The sequence below is a fragment of the Paenibacillus sp. FSL K6-1217 genome (genome assembly GCF_045040735.1).
GTDB lineage: Bacteria > Bacillota > Bacilli > Paenibacillales > Paenibacillaceae > Paenibacillus_AQ.
In genome coordinates this window covers 2,931,183-2,955,027 of the sequence record NZ_CP150271.1, presented here as the reverse complement: position 1 = coordinate 2,955,027, position 23,845 = coordinate 2,931,183, and the positions used below count along the sequence as shown (strand labels likewise).

The following is a 23,845-nucleotide window of genomic DNA, read 5'->3' as shown; positions in this document are numbered from 1 at the left end:
CAATGAAGGCGAACGTCCCATTAATCTCCTTGTGTATGATTGTCAAAGATGAAGAATCATGGATCGGGCGTTGTCTGTCAAGCGTGCGGCAGGGTGTGGATGAGATCATTGTCGTAGATACAGGCTCCCGTGACAGAACGATGGATGTTGCTCACGGTCTTGGCGCGAAGATCCTCCAGTATCCCTGGAAGGATAGCTTCGCGGAAGCCCGAAATTATAGTCTCCGTCATGCAACAGGGGAATGGGTGTTGTGGATGGATGCGGATGAAGAGATTGCCGAAGCCGAGGCCGTTATGCTCAGACAGGTGGACGGCCTCCGTGACAGTAAGCTGGTTTCTCTTGAAACGGTCCATTTCAGCAGCCCTTTCCGGCCTCGGCCGGATGAAGCTTACCGGCTGGAACAGTGCCGTCTGTTCCGCAATGGGGAGGGGATTCAGTTCACAGGAGACATTCATGAACAACTGAGCTTGCCCGGACAACATGCCGGCGAAGCTTCAAGTCCCCCAATTCGGCTTCCAGTCCGGTTATTCCATTATGGCTATCTGGAATCCGTTACATCTCTTAAGTCCAAACATGAACGTAATCTGAAGCTGCTGCAGCAATCTGTCTCAGGTCATCCGAATCCCGATCCGTGGAGTCTGTATCATATCGCAAGTGAATATCAACGGACCGGGGAGTACGCGTCTGCCTTCCAGCAGGTGAATCTGGCGATTGCCGCTTCACTGAGACAGAATAGGCTGCCGCCTTCACTCTTTTACAAGCTCAAATACAGCTGTCTGGTGACAATGGGCAGCTTCAGGGAAGGCTGGCCCGGCATTGACAAAGCCATCAGCCTCTACCCGGATTATGTTGACCTGCATCTGTACAAAGGCTGTATCCTGATGAACATCGGGCAGGTGGAGGCTGCAATCTCCGCTTTCGAGCATTGTCTGGACCTTGGAGAGAATGCTCTGCACAATATGGTTCTCTCTGGAGCGGGAACCTTCTATCCTTGCTATTATATGGGCAACTGCTACGAAATGTGCGGAATGCCCGTTGACGCTGAAATCTGGTATCGCAGAGCGCTGCACTATTCTCCTGGATTCATAATGGCTGCCGAGAAGCTGGCACAGTTAAAAGGGAAGGTTATAGCAGAAGCAGCGCTTCCCTCGGGCTTCCCGGTGGTCTTCGGGCCTTCACTTCGGCAGAACCCCCCTCCCCAGACTCCCGCTCCGCAGAACACCTGGACCCTTGCAGTGCTGTTGCGCAAGGAAGACGGTCCCCGCTCCGCCCTTCACATTTGGGCGGAGAAATGGAAGCCGCTGGCAGATGATTGGATTATTATCGCTGCGGGTGTGGGGGGGGATGCTGCAACGTTTGCGGATGAATTAGAGGGGCATGTCCTTCATCTCTCCGACGATGAAGATCCGTTTCAGCTCTGGAAGAGGATGAAGGAGGATCTCACTACTCCTTATGTGCTGTGGTTGAATCCTTATGAAGACATCAGCAGCGATGACCTGGAGACACTGGCCATTATGAAGAATTCTAATGATATGCATGAAACTATGTTCACTCTTAATCTATGCTGGCAGGCAGGAGAAATAGACCGAAAACTCTGGCGGGTCCGGCGTAATCGTCTGGCTCACCGGGAGGCTATCCTCGGCTGTAATCCTGTCAGCGGTGAGTTTGTTGCTATTCCCGGAATTCTGAATCAGTCAATATCAATTACTCTTCTTGATAATAAGAACTTCGGACAGTACCAAGACAATAATCATTCTGTTCTGTGAAAGGGGAAGAAGGATATGAGTATAGGACCAACAGGAGTAACGGGACCAACAGGACCAACCGGAACAACGGGATTGCGAGGACCGCAAGGTACTAATGGAGCCGGTGGAGCGAATGGTTCCGACGGAGTTACAGGATTTACCGGAGTAACAGGAAATACAGGGATGACGGGAATGACAGGGGCAGGAGTAACGGGAGTAACAGGAAATACAGGGATGACGGGAATGACAGGGGCAGGAGTAACGGGAGTAACAGGAAATACAGGGATGACGGGAATGACAGGGGCAGGAGTAACGGGAGTAACAGGAAATACAGGCATGACGGGAATGACAGGGGCAGGAGCAACGGGAGTAACAGGAAATACAGGGATGACGGGAATGACAGGGGCAGGAGTAACGGGAGTAACAGGAAATACAGGCATGACGGGAATGACAGGGGCAGGAGCAACGGGAGTAACAGGAAATACAGGGATGACGGGAATGACAGGGGCAGGATCAACCGGAGTAACAGGTCACACGGGGGTTACGGGAGCAACTGGAATGACAGGAGTTACAGGAGCAACCGGGCTGACTGGGAATACGGGAAATACAGGAGCAACGGGTTCCATTTCCACTATTTTTGGTTGCTTTACAAGCCAGAATTCTACCCCATCAGCAGGAGAGAACACACCTATTGGAAGCTTTCAAGTATACAATGCATCAGGAGTTACAGTGGTGGGAGGAAATACTTTTGAACTTCCAGGCGGGCATTTTTATTATTTCTCCTATCAAGCTTCGGTGAGGTTTCCCTCAGGGACTGCGCCAGGTCTTGCATTGATGATTGATATTAACGATGGTACTGGGCTCCAGTTGGATCAAGGATCTATTTTTTATTCGGGGGCTATCAGTACTTCCAATAAGCCTGTAGTTCCAGTGTCGGCAGTGCGTATCCTCAACGCTTCACAAGGACCCATACAAGTACAGGTTGTACTTATGCAGAATTCGACTACGACATCTACAAATATACAGAACGTTGCTTATGCATTCCAGAATTCTGCGGTCAATGTGTTTGCTCTGACTTAATTATAGGGTGGAGTAATCTGCTCTTTGATTAGTTCGTGAAACGGATACCTTCCTCTTACAAGAGGATGCTGTACCCGTTTCTTCATTATATGAGGAATTAAGGTCAGATGATGAAACAACTGTGTAATTGTCCTTGAATTAAGAAAAGCGAGGAGTTGATACTTATGGGCATGGGAGCTACAGGCCCTACAGGCCCTACAGGCATAACCGGGCCTCCAGGACCTACAGGAACAACCGGATCTAGAGGGAATTCAGGAAATGCAGGAACCAGAGGGACAACCGGATTGCAAGGTAGAACAGGAGCACCGGGTGTGACCGGTATGACCGGATTAACAGGGCTTACGGGTAGAACTGGGGCAACGGGGCTCACGGGCGTGACCGGGGTAACCGGACTCACAGGGGAAACTGGAGTGACGGGGTTCACGGGTAATACCGGGGCGACGGGACTGACGGGCGAGACGGGAGCGACGGGGTTCACGGGTGATACCGGGGCGACAGGGCTGACTGGCGAGACGGGAGCAACGGGGCTTACGGGTGAGACTGGAGCGACGGGACTGACAGGTGATACTGGTGCTACGGGACTGACGGGCGAGACCGGAGCCACAGGGCTCACGGGAGAAACGGGAGCGACAGGGCTGACCGGAGAAACGGGAGCAACGGGTCTGACGGGTGAGACGGGAGCGACAGGACTCACCGGAGAAACGGGAGCTACAGGACTGACGGGAGAAACGGGAGCGACGGGGCTTACGGGCGATACGGGAGCGACAGGGCTCACTGGCGAGACGGGAGCAACGGGGCTTACGGGTGAGACTGGAGCGACGGGGGGCACGGGTGAGACCGGGGCCACAGGGCTGACAGGCGAGACGGGAGCAACGGGGCTTACGGGTGAGACGGGAGCGACGGGGTTCACAGGTGAGACGGGAGCGACGGGGCTTACGGGCGAGACTGGAGCGACAGGGGGCACGGGTGAGACCGGGGCCACAGGGCTCACGGGAGAAACGGGAGCGACGGGACTTACAGGCGAGACTGGAGCGACAGGGCTTACTGGCGAGACGGGAGCGACGGGGCTTACGGGTGAGACGGGAGCGACGGGGGGCACGGGTGAGACCGGGGCCACAGGGCTCACAGGTGAGACGGGAGCGACAGGGCTTACAGGTGAGACCGGAGCCACAGGGCTCACGGGAGAAACGGGAGCGACGGGACTGACGGGTGATACCGGAGCAACCGGATTCACTGGAGAAACGGGTGCCACGGGTCTGACGGGAGCAACTGGCCTTACGGGCGAGACCGGGGCGACGGGACTGACGGGTGAGACTGGAGCGACAGGGCTGACCGGAGAAACCGGGGCGACGGGACTGACAGGCGAAACCGGAGCAACCGGACCCACGGGAGAAACAGGTGCTACGGGGCTCACGGGTGAGACCGGTGCGACAGGGCTCACTGGCGAGACGGGAGCGACAGGGCTGACCGGAGAAACCGGGGCGACGGGACTGACAGGCGAAACCGGAGCAACCGGACCCACGGGAGAAACAGGTGCTACGGGGCTCACGGGTGAGACCGGTGCGACAGGGCTCACTGGCGAGACGGGAGCGACAGGGCTGACCGGAGAAACCGGGGCGACGGGACTGACAGGCGAGACGGGAGCGACGGGGTTCACAGGTGAGACGGGAGCGACAGGGCTTACAGGTGAGACCGGAGCCACAGGGCTCACGGGAGAAACCGGAGCGACAGGACTTACAGGCGAGACGGGAGCAACGGGACTGACAGGCGGGACGGGAGCGACGGGGTTCACGGGTGAAACCGGAGCAACTGGCCTTACGGGCGAGACCGGAGCGACGGGGCAGACGGGTGAGACCGGAGCGACGGGACTGACGGGTGAGACTGGAGCAACCGGATTCACTGGAGAAACGGGTGCCACGGGTCTGACGGGTGAGACTGGAGCAACTGGCCTTACGGGCGAGACGGGAGCGACCGGACTCACGGGAGAAACAGGTGCCACGGGGCTCACGGGAGAAACGGGAGCGACGGGACTGACAGGCGGGACGGGAGCGACCGGACTCACGGGAGAAACAGGTGCCACGGGGCTCACGGGAGAAACGGGTGCTACGGGACTGACGGGTGAGACTGGAGCGACGGGATACACTGGCGAGACCGGGGCGACGGGACTTACGGGAGAAACGGGAGCGACGGGACTGACAGGCGGGACGGGAGCGACGGGGTTCACGGGTGAAACCGGAGCAACTGGCCTTACGGGCGAGACCGGAGCGACGGGGCAGACGGGTGAGACCGGAGCGACGGGACTGACGGGTGAGACTGGAGCGACAGGGCTCACGGGAGAAACAGGTGCCACAGGACTCACGGGAGAAACGGGTGCTACGGGACTGACGGGTGAGACCGGTGCGACAGGGCTCACTGGCGAGACGGGAGCGACGGGGTTCACAGGTGAGACTGGGGCCACGGGACTGACAGGCGAGACCGGAGCGACGGGACTGACAGGCGAGACCGGAGCGACGGGACTGACGGGTGAGACTGGAGCGACAGGACTGACAGGTGATACCGGAGCGACGGGGCAGACGGGTGAGACCGGAGCAACTGGTCTTACGGGTGAGACTGGAGCGACAGGGCTCACGGGAGAAACAGGTGCCACGGGACTCACGGGAGAAACGGGTGCTACGGGACTGACGGGTGAGACCGGTGCGACAGGGCTCACTGGCGAGACCGGGGCGACGGGACTTACGGGAGAAACGGGTGCTACGGGACTGACGGGTGAGACCGGTGCGACAGGGCTCACTGGCGAGACCGGGGCGACGGGACTTACGGGAGAAACTGGAGCGACGGGACTGACAGGCGGGACAGGAGCGACGGGGTTCACGGGTGAAACCGGAGCAACTGGCCTTACGGGCGAGACCGGAGCGACGGGACTGACGGGTGAGACTGGAGCGACAGGACTGACAGGTGATACCGGAGCGACGGGGCAGACGGGTGAGACCGGAGCAACTGGTCTTACGGGTGAGACTGGAGCGACCGGACTCACGGGAGAAACGGGTGCTACGGGACTGACGGGTGAGACCGGTGCGACAGGGCTCACTGGCGAGACCGGGGCGACGGGACTTACGGGTGAGACTGGAGCGACAGGACTGACAGGTGATACCGGAGCGACGGGGCAGACGGGTGAGACCGGAGCAACTGGTCTTACGGGTGAGACTGGAGCGACAGGGCTCACGGGAGAAACAGGTGCCACGGGACTCACGGGAGAAACGGGTGCTACGGGACTGACGGGTGAGACTGGAGCGACGGGATTCACTGGCGAGACCGGGGCGACGGGACTTACGGGAGAAACTGGAGCGACGGGACTGACAGGCGGGACAGGAGCGACGGGGTTCACGGGTGAAACCGGAGCAACTGGCCTTACGGGCGAGACCGGAGCGACGGGACTGACGGGTGAGACTGGAGCGACAGGACTGACAGGTGATACCGGAGCGACGGGGCAGACGGGTGAGACCGGAGCAACTGGTCTTACGGGTGAGACTGGAGCGACAGGGCTCACGGGAGAAACAGGTGCCACGGGACTCACGGGAGAAACGGGTGCTACGGGACTGACGGGTGAGACTGGAGCGACGGGATTCACTGGCGAGACCGGGGCGACGGGACTGACAGGCGAGACCGGAGCGACGGGACTGACAGGCGAGACTGGAGCGACGGGATTCACTGGCGAGACCGGGGCGACGGGACTGACAGGCGAGACCGGAGCGACGGGACTGACAGGCGAGACCGGAGCGACGGGACTGACGGGTGAGACTGGAGCGACAGGACTGACAGGTGATACCGGAGCGACGGGGCAGACGGGTGAGACCGGAGCAACTGGTCTTACGGGTGAGACTGGAGCGACAGGGCTCACTGGCGAGACGGGAGCGACCGGACTCACGGGAGAAACGGGTGCTACGGGACTGACGGGTGAGACCGGGGCGACAGGGCTCACTGGCGAGACGGGAGCACCTGGCCTTACGGGCGAGACTGGGGCGACAGGGCTCACTGGCGAAACGGGAGCACCTGGCCTTACGGGCGAGACTGGGGCGACAGGGCTCACTGGCGAAACGGGAGCGACCGGACCGACCGGAGAAACCGGGGCGACGGGACTGACGGGTGAGACGGGAGCGACCGGACTCACGGGAGAAACGGGTGCTACGGGACCGACGGGTGAGACCGGAGCGACAGGGCTCACTGGCGAGACGGGAGCGACAGGGCTGACCGGAGAAACCGGGGCGACGGGACTGACAGGCGAGACGGGAGCGACGGGGTTCACAGGTGAGACGGGAGCGACAGGACTCACTGGCGAGACCGGAGCCACGGGACTGACGGGAGAAACGGGTGCCACGGGACTGACGGGTGAGACTGGAGCGACCGGACTGACTGGCGAGACGGGAGCAACAGGGCTTACGGGTGAGACTGGAGCGACGGGGTTAACGGGTGAGACCGGGGCGACGGGACTTACGGGAGAAACTGGAGCGACTGGCCTTACGGGCGAGACCGGGGCAACGGGACTTACAGGAGAAACTGGAGCGACTGGCCTTACGGGCGAGACCGGGGCAACGGGACTTACAGGAGAAACTGGAGCGACGGGGTTCACGGGTGAGACCGGAGCGACGGGACTTACGGGAGAAACGGGAGCGACCGGACTGACAGGCGAGACCGGGGCAACTGGCCTTACGGGCGAGACCGGGGCAACGGGACTTACGGGAGAAACGGGAGCGACGGGACTTACAGGCGAGACGGGAGCAACGGGGCTTACGGGTGAGACTGGAGCGGCGGGATTCACTGGCGAGACCGGGGCGACGGGACTTACAGGTGAGACCGGAGCCACAGGGCTCACGGGAGAAACGGGAGCGACCGGACTGACAGGCGAGACGGGAGCAACGGGGCTTACGGGTGAGACTGGAGCGACGGGATTCACTGGATTCACTGGCGAGACCGGGGCGACGGGACTTACGGGAGAAACGGGAGCGACCGGACTGACAGGCGAGACTGGAGCGACGGGGTACACGGGTGAAACCGGAGCGACAGGGCTCACAGGTGAGACCGGAGCAACTGGCCTTACGGGCGAGACCGGGGCGACGGGACTGACGGGTGAGACTGGAGCGACCGGACTCACCGGAGAAACGGGTGCCACGGGTCTGACGGGTGAGACTGGAGCGACAGGGCTCACTGGCGAGACGGGAGCGACCGGACTCACGGGAGAAACAGGTGCCACGGGACTCACCGGAGAAACGGGTGCCACGGGTCTGACGGGTGAGACTGGAGCGACGGGGTTCACGGGTGAAACCGGAGCGACCGGACTCACGGGAGAAACGGGAGCGACAGGACTTACGGGAGAAACCGGAGCGACGGGGTTAACTGGCGAGACGGGAGCGACTGGCCTTACGGGCGAGACTGGGTCGACGGGTGAAACCGGAGCGACCGGACTCACCGGAGAAACGGGTGTCACGGGTCTGACGGGCGAGACCGGGGCGGCAGGGCTCACTGGCGAAACGGGAGCGACAGGACTGACAGGCGAGACCGGAGCTACAGGACTGACAGGTGAGACCGGGTCGACGGGACTTACCGGAGAAACCGGAGCGACGGGTGATACTGGAGCAACTGGCCTTACGGGCGAGACCGGAGCGACTGGACTGACAGGTGAGACCGGAGCCACAGGGCTCACGGGAGAAACGGGAGCGACAGGGCTGACCGGAGAAACGGGTGCCACGGGTCTGACGGGTGATACTGGAGTGACGGGGTTCACGGGTGAAACCGGAGCGACCGGACTCACCGGAGAAACGGGTGAGACAGGAGCAACGGGTCTGACGGGAGCGACCGGATTCACCGGAGAAACGGGTGCCACGGGTCTGACGGGTGATAGTGGAGCGACGGGGTTCACGGGAGAAACCGGAGCGACCGGACTGACAGGTGATACCGGAGCAACTGGTCTGACGGGCGAGACCGGGGCGACAGGGCTCACTGGCGAGACGGGAGCGACCGGACTCACCGGAGAAACGGGAGCCACGGGTCAGACGGGCGAGACCGGAGCAACTGGCCTTACGGGCGAGACCGGAGCGACTGGACTGACAGGTGATACTGGAGCGACGGGTCTGACAGGCGAGACCGGGGCGACAGGATTCACCGGAGCAACGGGAGCTACCGGGCTCACAGGCGAAGCCGGAGCCACGGGGCTAACGGGAATGACTGGGTTAACTGGCGAAAAGGGTATGACTGGTCCAACTGGAATCACGGGATTAAATATTACAGAAACCGGAGCGACCGGTGCCACCGGAGTCACAGGGACCACTGGAGCTACAGGACCCACCGGAGCTACAGGGGGCACAGGAGCTACTGGATTTACGGGACCTACAGGCACTCGTGGCCCCCGTGGCCCCCGTGGTCTTGCTGGAGCTGGAGGTTCAAACGGAGAAGACGGTTCGACAGGATATACAGGTGCAACGGGAGCCACAGGATTCACCGGAGCTACGGGAGATACAGGCGCAACGGGAGCCACAGGATTCATCGGAGCTACGGGAGATACAGGCGCAACGGGAGCCACAGGGTTTACCGGAGCTACGGGAGATACCGGCGCAACGGGAGCCACAGGATTCACCGGAGTCACGGGAGCCACTGGTTTTACAGGAATGACTGGGGCCACGGGTGTGGGTATTGTGGGTCCAACCGGTTATTTGTCACAGAATTATGCGCAATTTGTTTATAAGTATTCTGCAATCGAGGCTAGCAGTGATGACTTTCCGATTCCCGATTTCCAAATGATCTATACTTCAAGTAACGGTGATGCTGTAGGACCAGTTAGCGCTGACACGGATGTATTTTTGGTCAGTAGCGGGAACTACCTGATCCTGTATCAAGCCACTGTCCAGTCTACTCCTGAACGGCCAGCGGGTCTTGAGCTTCTTATTAATGGTGCGATAGAGTATACAAGTCAGATCGCGGCTCCGATTAACAGTGTTGTTTCTACATTAAATGGAACCTATATCTTGGTAGCTGATGGTCCCACAACCATTCAACTGGCACTGATGTTCCGGGGAACTAAATTGACCAACCGAATCGAAAAATTGCCTTACGCAGTATTCCCGGCCAAAGTTACAATAATCATGCTGGGTTGAAGCTGACGGGAATGCCTCAATATTTGTGAAGACCAGCCGAATTCGGTGCCGGTCTTCTTTTTTATGTGAGTAGAGCAGATTAGGGTGAATATTTTTCCTTACATAGCCTGGTCAAATGAACGAACCAATTATTGGAGCCGGCATATGATGGACTATTCTAAGCAAGAAAGGAGAGGATTGATTTGTCTCAAGCCAATCTGCCGAATATTACACCAACCATTTCTCTCACCAGAAGCGACGCTGTTAATATGATGTTATCTGCAATCGCTATGGAAGAACTAGGACTTAGTCACGTGATCAATGCAGAAGGGGAGAAGCTGCAGTACGCGCTGGGAACTCTCCCCGGAGTAACGGCTCCGGTCATTAACATTTCCAATCTTCTGGACGTTACTTCAAGTATAAGGAATATGTTGGGGGAGACCCTCAAAAGCGCATGGCTGCAGACCAGTCAATTGGAGAGCCTGCTCTCAGTGCCGGTTGATTACGGGGCCACGGGATCTTCCGGTCCAACCGGTCCGGATCAAGGTCCGCCTGGTCCGCAAGGTCTGGCTGGCGAAAGAGGAGATACCGGGGAGACCGGGATGACGGGGGATACCGGATTAACCGGGGCTATGGGCGTAACGGGGCTTACCGGGGTGACCGGGGTAACGGGACTTACTGGCGCAACAGGGGTGACTGGAGCTACAGGTATGCCCGGGCTTACTGGGGAGAGCGGATTGACAGGTCTGACAGGTCTAACCGGAGTGAGCGGTCTAACGGGAGCGACAGGTCTAACCGGAGCGACAGGTCTAACGGGTCTAACCGGATTGACTGGAGTGACCGGGGTCACCGGCTTTACTGGCGCCGGAGGGGTACCCGCTCCAGACCGGTTGCTGGCTTATCTTGATGGAGATGATGTAGCAGGTAATGCCCAGGTGGTTTTTACGAATACCGGTATACAATCGGGTACGCAAATCGCCAGGCTTGGTGGAGCATTTACTCTACAGAATAACGATCTGGGTGGTGGAGTTATTGAGCCTGCCCTATATTTTGTCCGATTCTCGGCAACCGCAACTTCGTCAGCCGGAGCGGGGTTGGAACTGACGCTGCTTCTTAACGGAACCGCTATTCCTGCAAGCCAGGCTTCCTCTGCTGCTCAGGGAGCGGTAAATATGGTGGCGGGCGGCAGCGTCTTCCTGTCAGATATAAATGAGAATCCTAATACCCTGACATTGTTCAATATCGGCGCTGCTGTAACCGATATGCAAGCCACGATCTCAATTATCAAATTGCTGTAACCCAACTTAATCCAGAGGAGATGATCCCATGTCTCAGGCGAATTTGCCTAATATCACCCCAACGATAAACATTACCAGGGATGATGCTGTAAATCTGCTGCTGTCTTCCATTGCGATGGAAGAACTAGGACTCAGTCATATTATCAATGCTGAAGGAGAGAAGCTGCAATATATCTTGGGAACCTTGCCTGGGATTACAGCTCCGGATGCAACCATTGGTGATGTGCTGGCCATGAATGACAGTGTAAGGAATATGATGCGTGACATTGTCAAAAAGGAATTCATCCTCACCAACAAATTGGAGACTGTACTCAGTGCTTCCATCATGGCTGGTCCTACCGGGGCTACAGGAGCAACGGGGAATCCGGGAGGACCTCCAGGCCCCCAAGGTGAACAAGGTATTGCGGGGGTACAAGGTCCAATGGGTCTAACCGGAGTCACAGGGCTAAGCGGAGCCACCGGGTTGACCGGAGAGACGGGATTGACCGGAGAGACGGGGCTGACCGGAGAGACTGGCGCTACCGGTGAGACGGGGCTGACAGGTCTAACGGGATTGACCGGATTGACAGGAGCTACCGGACTGACAGGTCTAACGGGATTGACGGGAGCTACCGGACTAACGGGTCTAACGGGATTGACGGGAGCTACCGGACTGACGGGTATGACCGGGCAGACGGGTATGACGGGTATGACCGGCCTAGCTTTCTTCGCAGACTACGCTTCTGCAACAACAACAGAATTACTTAGCGGTGCAGGAGATTCTGTCGACTGGGATGTTCCAGGGCCGACAAGCGGAGGTATTGTGAATAACTTGAATTACTTCTTATTACCTCCAAATGCGACCATATATGTACAGTACTATGCTAGCGGGCAGAATCCTAATCCTGGGGGCCCAATGACTTTCCAATTATATAACACTGATACTGGAGGGGGCCAGTTAGCCCCTGTACCAGGTGGGGGGGCAACCTCATCTATTGACAATGATGGTATTGCAAGCGTGTCGGGCGGTGGCATTATAGAGACAACGGTGGCGCAAGGTGTATCCTTATACAATGAATCCGCCGAAGACATCGGAGAAAGTGCGAATTTCACGGCTAATATTCAACTCATCAGAATCAATTAATTCATATATGCAATTATGCAAGAAGAGAGAGGCACCGGAAGCCTACCCGGTGCCTCTCTCTGTTGAGAGACGGTAAAGCATCCGGCAACCTGCCTCTTTGCGGCTATTGCTGTCATCGTCCCATACGAAGTGAATTCGCCAGCATAGAATATTCTATGCTGCCGGACCAGGTGGATTTACAGCATTCTTCTTCATAGTGGTGGACTTGGACAAACCGGCAGCAGCATAGAATAGGATTGGAGGTGTAGTTGGGCAGCGCCGTATATTGGCTGGCGGGAGGCAAGTAAATTGAACGAGAAAGAAGGGTTGTGTCCACATGTCATCATTGATTCCGGTTGAACTGGGAAATCCGGGAGCGGCAATCAGGCTGAATAGTCCTGTATTGCTTGAAGTTAGCCATCCCTTGTCCCAAATTGATTTCAGCGTACCTCTGTCGTTCAAGCCGGCAGTGTCCGGCAGTTATCACTTAATCATCGGGTTGACTGTTCTGAAGGACGGCCAGGTTCTTCATACCCTGACTGATCCCTATATAGGCAGCGCCATTGCTGCCGGCGATTCTCTGTCTGCAGATGTGAATGCAAGCATCACGGGCAGATTTGGCCAGGGAGAACAGCGCTTTGAGATAGAACTGAGTGTTCTGTCTTATCAGAACATCCAGGCGAATCCACTGCTCGGTATTCCTTCCGTTTCCGTCCAGGGATCCTCGGTGGCCGCAGAAGATGTAGGTCCCACGGGTCCGACGGGAGAAACGGGCCACTTTGGCAACAGGGGGGTAAAAGGCACTACGGGTACCCAAGGCCCGATGGGAGACACCGGCAGCACGGCCGAAGCCGGAACGAAAGGGATAAGAGGGGCCATTGGAGCAACAGGTATAGTGGTTAGCTTAGGAAGCGAAACCGGCGTGACCGGAAATACGGGGGTAACGGGCCTCGGTATTCCCGGCCCGGCCGGAGCAACAGGAATCGGAGCAACCGGTCCAACCGGCCCCGGCCCCGCCGGTCCAACGGGAGCGACCGGAGCCAAGGGAGTAACCGGCCAGACCGGACCGGGATCAACCATTGCCGGCCCAACGGGTCCCACAGGAGCAACAGGTGCCCCTGGACCCAGCCGGTCGTTGCCAGTGGTTGTAAGTGATACCCTGCTGGTCCATAGCCCCATTGAAGGAAGTGTTGTAGGCCAGCTTCCTCCGGTACAGATTGATGCGGCAGACCACTGTGTAGTTATCGAGGGAACACTTCAGATTGCGTATGGAAATCCCCCGAACAATGAGTTCCAGAATGTGATTTATTACCAAGTTCACCGGAATGGCCAGCCAGTAAGCTCTCCCCGTTTCTGGGTATTGAGATACAGCTATAGCGGTGTAGACATTTCTATTCCTTCCAGTACAGGGCTGGCGTTCTTTGAGATTGATAATAATCCGCCGACTGGTCAGAATGTGTATACTCTGACAGCGCAGGTCTTCCAGATCTCTACTAACACATCTATCGCTTATACGTCATTCAATGCAACAGCCAAAGTGTACGTGGAGGGCAACTGATTCGGGCGCGATCGGAACGATTCATAGCAAAGCAAAGCATCTTAGGGATAAGGAGTTGAGTATACGTGACGGAAATCTATTCGTCGCTTCTTCTGGGAAGCGGCAATATGCTGATTCTTACAGGCATCCGAACAGATGTGGAGCAGCAGATTGCTGATGCGGAAATGCGGTTGGTTGTTCCCCTGTTGCTGGATATCCCCAGTCCGGGAAAGTATCACCTCTATCTGGATTATGAGCTGTGGAGAGGCAATGCACGTATTGCAGCGGGCGCTGTATCGGTTGAATCGCAGACCTTGGCAGCCGGGCTGATCCAGACAGAAGCAATCATAAGATTCGCTGATCAGGTGCCTGCAGGAGTTCACCGCTATGAATTGAGGCTCAAGGGACTTTACGGTCAGAATATCGCTTCTGCGGTCAGGGTCGGTTCGCCGCTGCTGCAGAATGGCCCGGGCCCGGTCCTATTGTCCGGCCCAATCGGTCCTAAAGGCCCAACCGGTCTTACGGGTCTAACTGGACCCACAGGCTCTCCAGGACCAGATGGCTCCCAGGGAGATCCGGGGCCGTCCCTTCCGGGAGCTACTGGAGTTACAGGTCCAACCGGAGCGACCGGAGCGACCGCGTACATTGGAGGTTCTCCCGGACCCAAAGGAGCAACAGGTATGACGGGGGCCAGTGTAACCGGTCCTGCGGGAAGAACAGGAGCCGGTGCTGTTGGAGTTACGGGGATTGGAGCTATAGGAAATACTGGCCTCACCGGCCGTACTGGAGCGACAGGTGATACTGGACCAGCGGGATCAGGCAATGAGCCGGGAGACAGGGGACCCGCCGGAGCCAGGGGTCCTACAGGAGCGCCAGCCGATGGTTCCTACATTCCAACATTACTCTATACTATTAATTCAATTTCTTTAATTCCGTCCCAATTTAACACTCCCGTTACAGTAGTATCTCTTCCGGCAAGCTCCATCGGGACGGCACGTTGCCAGGTTTCCGGCATTGTGGAGCTCCGGTGGTCAGGTCCCGGCGCTCAGTTCCCTACCAAAGGTCTGCAGATAACGCTTATTCTCACAGACAGTGATGGGAATATCTACTATCAGTATAATAATTATAGCGGGATACAAAAAGTTGCATTATCCCAAAATATACCTTTTGTTGTGATGTACGATGGTCCTCCAACACAGATGAGTCTTGTTATCCGGGCTACGGCAGACATTAATGATCAGTGGGCAGTAACCGCTCATGGTACTTTAACCTCAACTGTACTGTCCGAGAATACCTGATGCGCGGGAATTTCAAAGGAGTGGTGAAACAATGTCGAATCTTACGTCTCTTCTGCTCGGAACGCCAGGACCGGCAGTCTATCTGACAGAGACGCTTCAAATCGAAACACCTCAACCCCAGACGCTGGTAACTTTCCATATCCCGCTTGTCTTCCAGAGCCTGACAACCGGACCCTCCCAACTGGGCATTGAACTGGCTATTACCCTCTCGGGAAGTCTCATTCAGACCCAATTGGTGACATTGACACATAACGGCACAGAGGAAGCGGCCAGAACGCTGCAGGTTACAGTCAACCATCCGGGGAATCCGGGAACGTATGCTTACAGTATCCAGGCACGGGTGGTCAGTTATAGTAATATCAAAGGCAATCCCTTCATAGGAAGAGCTGTCGCGGGTATTGCTTCGGTAAACGCGATCAGAGCGGCCGAAGGCATTACCGGCCCGACCGGAGCGACCGGTCAGACAGGAGTCACGGGTTATCCGGGCTTTCAGGGTAACGGCGGGGCCCATGGACCGATGGGCCCGACGGGGTACGGGATGACCGGCCCCACCGGAGACACCGGAGCGACCGGTGCAGATGCCACCGGATCGACCGGCGGCACCGCCGGGCCGGCGGGAGCAACCGGAGTGACCGGCCAGACGGGGGCGGGTCCCGCCGGAGCAACCGGCGCTGCTGTAACAGGAGCGACCGGCGGAGGCCGGAAGGGGATAACCGGACCCAGAGGCGTTACAGGATTGACAGGGGAACAGGGGGCGACAGGGACAGGAGGCAAAGGTCCTACGGGTCCGGCCGGTCTTACGGGTCCGCAAGGTATCACCGGAGAACACTTGCCTCCTCCGCAGTATCTTTATTCAGCAGACCCTATCGGCCTGACCTATGACTTCCAGACGGTTCTCGCCCTGCCTCAATCAACGATTGATGAAGGATCGAATGTGTTGTTGCAAGGAAATATTCAGGTGAGCTTCCTGCCGTATTTGACCGCCATGCGGGTGGCTATCGTTGCCAATGTACTCTTCAACGACACAGTAATCCAGAGTTTCTCTTTCTACTCTATACAGCAAAGCTCTGACAGCTTCCCAGGAGGCGAGCGGGCGAGTGTGGAGTGCCCCTTCAGTCTGACTCAATATGATGCCGGAGGGGCCGGAGTGTACTCCTTACAAGTGAAGATAGATCAGCCTGTGCCGGATAATCGTGTTGATGTACGAGTGGAGAACAGTTATTTACTGGCGGAAGTGGTCGATGGAGGCCGGCCTTACGTCAGAGACAGAACGGTATATTATCTTGCTTCAGGCGCAGTTCAAATTTTCGATGCTGTCCTTGGTCTGGTGCAATCTGTCCCTATGTACGACAATACCGTTACACCATCCAATTCGGTGTATGTTGCGTCAGCGGATGGACGTTATATCTACTACGCAGTATCGGATATGCTATACCGTTACAACACGCTGCAGGATGTAGTCGATTGGGGAATAACATTGGATGACGGCATGAAGCCTTCAGATCTGCTGTTGACCCCGGATCAGAGATATCTCTTTATTTCAGATGATATAAGCACGAAGGTTCAAGTCCATGATCTTGTACAAGGGACCACTGTCAATACACTGGTTTTTCCAACTAACGTTCTATTCTCAGCAGTTGCACCGGATGGCAGCTATGCCTTCTTCTATGTCTACCCACAAGCGTCTTCAGTACCATTCTATAATGCACACCCGCTCTATGCCTATGAAATCGCAACAAATACAGTTATCGGGCCCCTCATGACAATTCAGAATGCACCGACACAGAATCCTTCCTTCTCCAACCCTCTGGGAGTTACACCGGATAGTCAAGAGGTTTGGCTGACTCCTAATAGCCTTCAATATTATTATAGTTATGTCATGTTAAGTTCTTTTGACAGTCGAGATTACACTGGCAACGCTGCCGTGACCTCAGGCTTGCTTCATTTGAAGAATGGTGATTCTTATGTTATGGGCAGCGGAATGACCCCAGATCTTGTGACAGGAATCTCCCGTTTCCAAAAGTTGATCTATTTAGATACCTACCCCGGTACCGATACTCAGTTCGCCATCGTCCTGTCACCGGATGAGAACTGGATCTGCATCCAGGGAACAACGGAGCTGGTGCTCTTCTCGACCAGTGAGTTCACTTCAAGAACGATTCCAATGACGGATTACACCTTCCAGGGAGGAATCAATTTCACCAGGGACAGCCGTTATATTATGGTTATCGGAACTCAGCATGTTTACTCGGTAAGCGTGGATGATCTGGCCGTACTGACCTTCGATCTTCCAGCTGGATCCGTCAACCAGCCATTGCCTTATACCTTGACTAACGGGGTATACAAAACACAAAGCAAGTAAAGTGAGACCGTGATACCCCTGTGCATCCAGATAACACCCCAGAACAACTCCTTAGACTAAGAGGTCTGAGGGGTTGCTCTGTGCTTATGAAAGGAGTGGTGAAGTTATGTCTAGCCTTAACTCTCTTCCGCTGGGAATACCGGGACCGGCCATCCATCTGGCAGAGACAGTTGAAATTACTGCAGCCCAGATCCAGGCACAAATCAGCTTTCATATTCCTATTGTATTTCAAGGCCTTACCAGCGGGCCATCCCTGCTGCGGGTTGAACTGGAGACAACCCTCTCCGGCCATCCCGTTCAGACCCAAATGGTCACGTTGTCCAATAATGGTACAGCGGAAGCGGCCAGAACGCTGCAGGTTACGATCAACCATCCGGGGAATCCGGGAACGTATGCTTACAGTCTCCAGGCCAGGGTGGTCAGCTACAGCAACATCAAGGCCAATCCCTTGATAGGAAGAGCTGTTGCCGGTATTGCCTCGGTAGCTGGTATCAGAGCGGCTACAGGCATTACCGGCCCAACCGGTCCAACCGGTCAGACGGGACTTACGGGCTACCCGGGCTTTCAGGGGGGCGGCGGGGCCCATGGATCGATAGGCCCGACGGGGTACGGGATGACCGGCCCCACCGGAGACACCGGAGCGACCGGTGCAGATGCCACCGGTAGGGCCGGCGGCATCGCCGGGCCGGCGGGAGCAACCGGAGTGACCGGCCAGACGGGGGCGGGTCCCGCCGGAGCAACCGGCGCTGCTGTAACAGGAGCGACCGGCGGAGGCCGGAAGGGGATAACCGGACCCCGAGGCCTTACAGGTTTGCCAGGTGAACAGGGGGCGACAGGGACAGGAGACAAAGGCCCTACAGGTCCAGCAGGTTTAACTGGTCCGCCAGGGATTACCGGAGTACCTGTGCCTCCTCCCCAGTATCTTTACTCAGCAGACCCTATCGGCCTGACCTATGATTTCCAGACGGTTCTGACCTTGCCTCAAGTCGTCATTGAGAATGGAGCAGATGTGTTGTTGCAGGGGAGTGTTCTGGTGAGCTTCCTGCCGTATTCGACCAGCGAGCGGATAGCCCTCACAGTCAATGTACTTTTCAATGATAGCACAATCCGGGATTTCTCCTTCTATTCCATTGAGCCGGGCTCTGAGAGCTTACCGGACGGTGAGCGGCCGAGTGTGAACTGCCCCTTCAGTCTGACGCATTATGGAGCAGACGGGACCGGATCGTATTCCTTACAGGTGAAGCTAGATCAGCCTGTGCCGGATGGCTTCGATTTAAGAGTAGAGAACTGCTATCTATACGCAGAACAGGTTGAGCAGGAAGCTATTGCGGGGGCTTCCAAGGTCTATTTTTTGACTTCATCCGGGGATGTTAATATTTTTGACGCTGAAGAAGGTGTAATGAAATCCGTCCCGATGGACAACACCGATCTTCCTAGAGGCATTTCCTTTGCGGCCTATGCCGCCTCACAGGACGGCCGTTATATTTATTTCGGATTAGACGATACGCTATACCGTTTCAACAAGAAGGAAGAAACAGTCGATTGGAGCATTAATTTGATTCCCGCCATGAACCTCTCAGGTATGCTGCTCATGCCTGATGATAGATATATCATTATCTGGGACGGTAACTACTGGGACGGTACGCAGATCCGGGTCTATGATCTGGAGAACAACCTTACATTTAACACGCTGACATTGGATCAGAATCTTCTTTATGCTGCAGCCTCACCTGACAGCCGATATGTCTTCTTCTATGATCAGTTTGGAAGCGTTCATGGTTATGAGATTGAGACGAATACGCTTACCTTGAATATTTTCGAATACATTATGGCTAATGGAGGAGTGCTGACTAGAGCGAATGTTCTAGGAGTGTCGCCAGACAGCAAGGAATTATGGGTCACTCCTGGAATAGGATCGGATTATTATCTTTACTCACAGATTGGAGACTTTGGCAATACAGGAAGCGCTCCTAACGCTCCTAATCCCACTGAAGGTATCCGAATTTTGAAGAACAAAGAAGCCTATGTACTGGATAGCGCCTTATTTATTCCAAATTCCCGTAGAGTCAGCCTTATTAACGGTCAACGAGATCTGGTAACTAGCTGGCAGATTGAAGACAATGGTATTTATTCTGATATTTTCCTTTCTCCGAATGAGCAGTGGGTGGCCGTTGTAGTGGACGATATCAATCTCTTACTGATCTCGACCGCTGATCACAGTGAACGGCGCCTTACATTAGGATATGCTCCTTCTCCGCTTATTAGTTTTACAGGGGATAGTAAATATTTGGTCAATTTAGGGAATCTTACAACAGTAAGTATGAAGGACTTCTCTGTCCGGAGCTTCGATTTAATTGGGGTCTCTCCACTCTTCAACTCCGTATCCAGTGGAAGATATGAGTCGCAGAGCCGTGGAAGATTGGAGTAGTTCTGATAGCTTCCCTGGCGGTGAGATCGCCTTTTCTGACTCATTATAATGCAGAAGAACAGGGCGCGAACAGTGAAGTTAATTTTATAATTTCAGGTACAATTCAAATGTTTAACAGAAAGAACCCGCAAAGAGTTGGGAGCGTGGATGATATGAAGGGGATTATTCTTGCAGGCGGGTCGGGAACGAGGTTGCACCCGCTGACGAAATCAATATCCAAGCAGATTCTGCCGGTGTACGACAAGCCAATGATCTATTATCCGTTGTCTGTCCTGATGCTGGCGGGTATCCGGGAGATTCTTATTATCTCCACCGGAAGGGATATCCGGACGTTTCAGGATCTTCTGGGCAGCGGTGGGCAGCTCGGATTATCATTACAATACGCGGTGCAAGAGCAGCCGCGGGGACTTGCAGAGGCATTCCTGATCGGGGAAGCATTCATCGGTACGGATCATGTATGTATGATTCTGGGCGACAACATCTTCTACGGACAGAGCTTCAGCACCATTCTGGAGAGAGCTGCCCGGCAGCGGGATGGCGCTACGATCTTCGGCTGCCGCGTGCAAAATCCTTCGGCTTATGGCGTGGTGGAATTCGACAGTACGGGCAAGGCGGTTGCCCTGGAGGAGAAGCCCTTATATCCCCGGTCTCATTATGCGGTGCCGGGTTTGTACTTCTATGACCCGCAGGTGGTCGAGATCGCAAGGCAGATTAAGCCCTCGCGGCGCGGAGAGATCGAGATTACGGATATTAACCTGGAATATTTAAGCAGAGGCCAATTGAATGTGGAACGATTCGGCCGGGGCATGGCCTGGCTGGATACCGGGACGCCGGATTCGCTGCTGGAGGCGGCCAATCTGGTGGAGACCATCCAGAAGCGGCAAGGTCTGTACGTGGCTTGCATCGAAGAGATCGCTTTCAACAAAAAATTTATAACAAGGGAGCAGCTATTGGAGCTGGCCGAGCCGCTGCGCAAGCTGGCCTACGGGCAGTACTTGATCAGCATAGCCAAAGAATCTATTGGTGCGGGCGGTTGGGAATGAAGCCCGTTATAGTTGGTAACCACTAAGTCCACACCAAACCTGTACGATTGAATACTACTATATTAATCATTGAGTATGCTGTGATTCCCGGCGCATACTTGAATGAAATCCAAATCTGTCAGGATGTGAATACGTAATGGCATTTCTATCAACAGGACCCATTGAGAACAATCCCGTTAACGGAGTGAGACCTACTCAGCAGGTTACAGTTAAGATTGATAACCGTAGTGATGTCACGCCTTACTCTTTAACTATCCAGGGTTATCAGCTGAATGGCGGAACTAGAGTAATGTACGTCAGTGAAGTAATTCAAGTGGCTGCGAATCAAGTGCTTACGAAGAATTATTACGCTGACTTGAATGCTTTTGAATTCATATTCTTCACAGCGCAGAATACAAGTGTTGTGAATGAAGCGGTACAAATTTCGGTGTGGGGCAAGAACGGGTCAGGTCAGTTGGTGACAGCACACCGGTTAGTCTCGGAAGAATTATTAGGACGGTATAGCGGTGCCGGAGGTGGAGCGACAGGAGCCACAGGTCCGGCAGGACTGCCGGGACCGGGAGGGCCGATAGGACCTACAGGACCCACCGGTGCCGGAGCAGGGGAACTGGGTGCCACAGGTGCCACAGGAGCCACAGGAGCCGCAGGAGCGACAGGGGCGACAGGGGCACAAGGGCCAACAGGCCCCGGAGTCGGAGAGCAAGGCGCCACAGGAGCGACAGGAGCGCCAGGGCCAACAGGTCCCGGAGTGGGAGATACGGGTGGAACGGGAGCTACAGGAGCCACTGGCCTTACGGGTGTAACGGGAGCTACGGGAGCTGGAGAGACAGGAGCCACGGGAGCTACAGGAGCCACTGGCCTTACGGGTGTAACGGGAGCTACAGGAGCTGGAGAGACAGGGGCCACAGGAGCTACAGGAGCCACTGGCTTTACGGGTGTGACGGGAGCTACGGGAGCCGGAGAGACAGGGGCCACGGGAGCTACAGGAGCCACTGGCTTTACGGGTGTAACGGGAGCTACGGGAGCCGGAGAGACAGGGGCCACAGGAGGAACTGGAGCCACTGGAGCCACAGGAGCTACAGGAGCTACAGGAGCTACAGGAGCCACAGGAGAGACGGGAGCCACGGGAGCTACGGGAATGACGGGTCCGAACCTAGCAACTGAAGGATTCTCGGTATTGCTACCTACCCAAGCGGTGGGTGTCACTGCCACGCTTATCAACTGGACAGAAGCGACGCCTTATTACGGAAATGCGGCATTCGATGCAACCTTGGGTCAATACACCGTTCCGGATACGGGTAGATATTCCATTGAAGCCACAGTCAACTTTGCATTTGACGCAGCGATCACCGCTGCTTTGGGACCAGATGTGAATCCGTATTTGGTGGTACAAAGAACTACGCCTACACCAGTTACAAATCTGGTAATCGGATTATTGCCGGTGCTGGATGTAAATGTTGGAGGAACGACCCTCAGAGCACCCCTTAGAAGCGGTACGGTCACCTTGACAAGTGAAGTGGAGCTTACGGCAGGGGATGTAATCAGTCTTATCTATCAGTCAGACGGTTTGGCAATAAATGTAGCTTTAGGTGCTACAGATTCAGGGGTTATATGGTCTGTTCACAGATTAACCTGATCCTGAAGAGGCCTGCTTCACTTTTTAGCAAGCTTAAGGACCATCCTTTACGGGATGGCTCTTTTTTTATATCTGGGAATTCTCAGGAGGCGGGGAGACGGAACAGACGCGAGGGGAAAGAGTAAGACAGACAGAAGCAGGCAGCGGAGGATTATCGCTGCCTGCTTATTTTGTTGAAACTCTGTAAAAGTCAGTGCCGCTGCGATAAGGTTAGTGCCGCTTCAAGAATGAGATCCTCCTGACCGGCCACGACCTTACGGCGTCCAAGCTCCACCATAAGCGCCTTGGAATCAACGTGGTATTCCCTGGCGATCCGTTCTACTGGCTTCACGAAGCCGGAGAATACTCCGGCCATGCCGCTGACTATACTCATACTGCCGAGCTTGGGAGCGGCAGCGAAGGCAAGCTCCGCTTGATCGGCCAGCTCAAGCAAGGCATAGAGTTCAATCCCGGTATCCCGGCCGGATTGATGCAGCGCCGCTACCAGCGCCTCTAGCTGGGCATTACCGGCTCCGGCTCCGAAGCCCCTTGCTGTACCGTCAAGAATGGTTGCCCCTGCCTCGGCGGCAGCCAGTGAATTGCCGATGGCGAGGCCGAGATTGTTATGGGCATGGAAGCCGACGGGAATATCGAGTATGCTGCACAAATGTTGAATCTTCCGGGTTACGTCCCAAGGCAGATAAGCGCCTGCGGAATCCATCAGAACGATTGCCTGTGCACCATAGCTCTGCATCTTCAGCGCTTCAGTGCCCAGTATCTCCGCTGAAGCCATGTGAGACATCATAAGAACACCGTAAGCAGTTTGGCCCTGTCCGCGAACATATTCTATATGACGTTTTGTGAGGTCGGCTTCAGTACAATGGGAGGCAACCCGTACGATATCGACTCCCAGCTCCAGTGCGGCCCGCAGGTCCCGGTTGATCGTAGCAAAGCCGGGAATGACATGGATAGATAATAACGTATGCCGGAGATTGCTTCTGCATATCGACAGCATCTCTGCATCTGACAGCAGACTTTCGCCAAGCTGAAGGGAGGAGGCGCCGAGGCCGTTGCCGTGTCCCACTTCCAGCACGGCCAGTCCTGCCTTCTCCGCCATCCGGGAATAGAGCTCCAGATTCTCCCGCGTTAACTGATGCTTCACGGCATGTGAGCCGTCCCGGAGCGTAGGATCGCTAATGATAAGTGGGTACAT

The 23,845-nt window shown here is 55.9% G+C and carries 11 protein-coding genes and 1 pseudogene; 11 read left to right on the top strand and 1 reads right to left on the bottom strand.

Annotated features, from left to right (window positions below; translation table 11 throughout):
- Positions 1-2 precede the first annotated feature (2 nt).
- From MHH28_RS13100 to MHH28_RS13050, 11 genes and pseudogenes are all read left to right on the top strand, one after another.
- Positions 3-1,766: a glycosyltransferase gene (locus tag MHH28_RS13100; RefSeq protein WP_405115535.1), complete on the top strand. Its 1,764-nt coding sequence runs from the start codon at positions 3-5 to the stop codon at positions 1,764-1,766.
- 15 nt (positions 1,767-1,781) lie between these two features.
- Positions 1,782-2,369 (top strand): annotated as a pseudogene (locus MHH28_RS13095) (hypothetical protein); the annotation flags it as partial.
- A gap of 776 nt (positions 2,370-3,145) precedes the next feature.
- Positions 3,146-9,970 (top strand): hypothetical protein, encoded by a 6,825-nt coding sequence (locus MHH28_RS13090; RefSeq protein WP_405117062.1) that lies wholly within the window; start codon positions 3,146-3,148, stop codon positions 9,968-9,970.
- A 182-nt stretch (positions 9,971-10,152) separates the two neighbouring features.
- Positions 10,153-11,247 carry a hypothetical protein gene (locus MHH28_RS13085; protein WP_405115533.1) on the top strand — a complete coding sequence of 365 codons (1,095 nt, stop codon included), beginning with the start codon at positions 10,153-10,155 and terminating at the stop codon, positions 11,245-11,247.
- A 28-nt stretch (positions 11,248-11,275) separates the two neighbouring features.
- Positions 11,276-12,370: a hypothetical protein gene (locus tag MHH28_RS13080; protein WP_405115531.1), complete on the top strand. Its 1,095-nt coding sequence runs from the start codon at positions 11,276-11,278 to the stop codon at positions 12,368-12,370.
- A 316-nt stretch (positions 12,371-12,686) separates the two neighbouring features.
- Complete coding sequence (locus MHH28_RS13075; RefSeq protein ID WP_405115529.1) at positions 12,687-13,907, top strand: collagen-like protein; 1,221 nt, start codon at positions 12,687-12,689, stop codon at positions 13,905-13,907.
- A 65-nt stretch (positions 13,908-13,972) separates the two neighbouring features.
- Positions 13,973-15,184, top strand: a complete 1,212-nt coding sequence (locus MHH28_RS13070) for a hypothetical protein (RefSeq protein ID WP_405115527.1) — start codon at positions 13,973-13,975, stop codon at positions 15,182-15,184.
- A gap of 31 nt (positions 15,185-15,215) precedes the next feature.
- On the top strand, positions 15,216-17,546 hold the full coding sequence (locus MHH28_RS13065) for a hypothetical protein (RefSeq protein ID WP_405115525.1): 2,331 nt from the start codon (positions 15,216-15,218) through the stop codon (positions 17,544-17,546).
- 106 nt (positions 17,547-17,652) lie between these two features.
- On the top strand, positions 17,653-19,974 hold the full coding sequence (locus MHH28_RS13060; RefSeq protein ID WP_405115523.1) for a hypothetical protein: 2,322 nt from the start codon (positions 17,653-17,655) through the stop codon (positions 19,972-19,974).
- Positions 19,975-20,126: 152 nt separating this feature from the next.
- The gene (gene rfbA / locus MHH28_RS13055; RefSeq protein ID WP_405115521.1) at positions 20,127-21,017 is read left to right on the top strand and encodes a glucose-1-phosphate thymidylyltransferase RfbA; all 891 of its coding nucleotides are present in this window, start codon (positions 20,127-20,129) and stop codon (positions 21,015-21,017) included.
- A 136-nt stretch (positions 21,018-21,153) separates the two neighbouring features.
- Entirely contained in the window at positions 21,154-22,653 is a 1,500-nt protein-coding gene (locus MHH28_RS13050; protein WP_405115519.1) for a collagen-like triple helix repeat-containing protein, read from the top strand.
- Between the two features lie 190 nt (positions 22,654-22,843).
- Here the strand turns inward: MHH28_RS13050 and dmpG are convergent, their stop codons facing one another.
- Positions 22,844-23,845, bottom strand: a complete 1,002-nt coding sequence (gene dmpG / locus MHH28_RS13045) for a 4-hydroxy-2-oxovalerate aldolase (protein WP_405115517.1) — start codon at positions 23,843-23,845, stop codon at positions 22,844-22,846.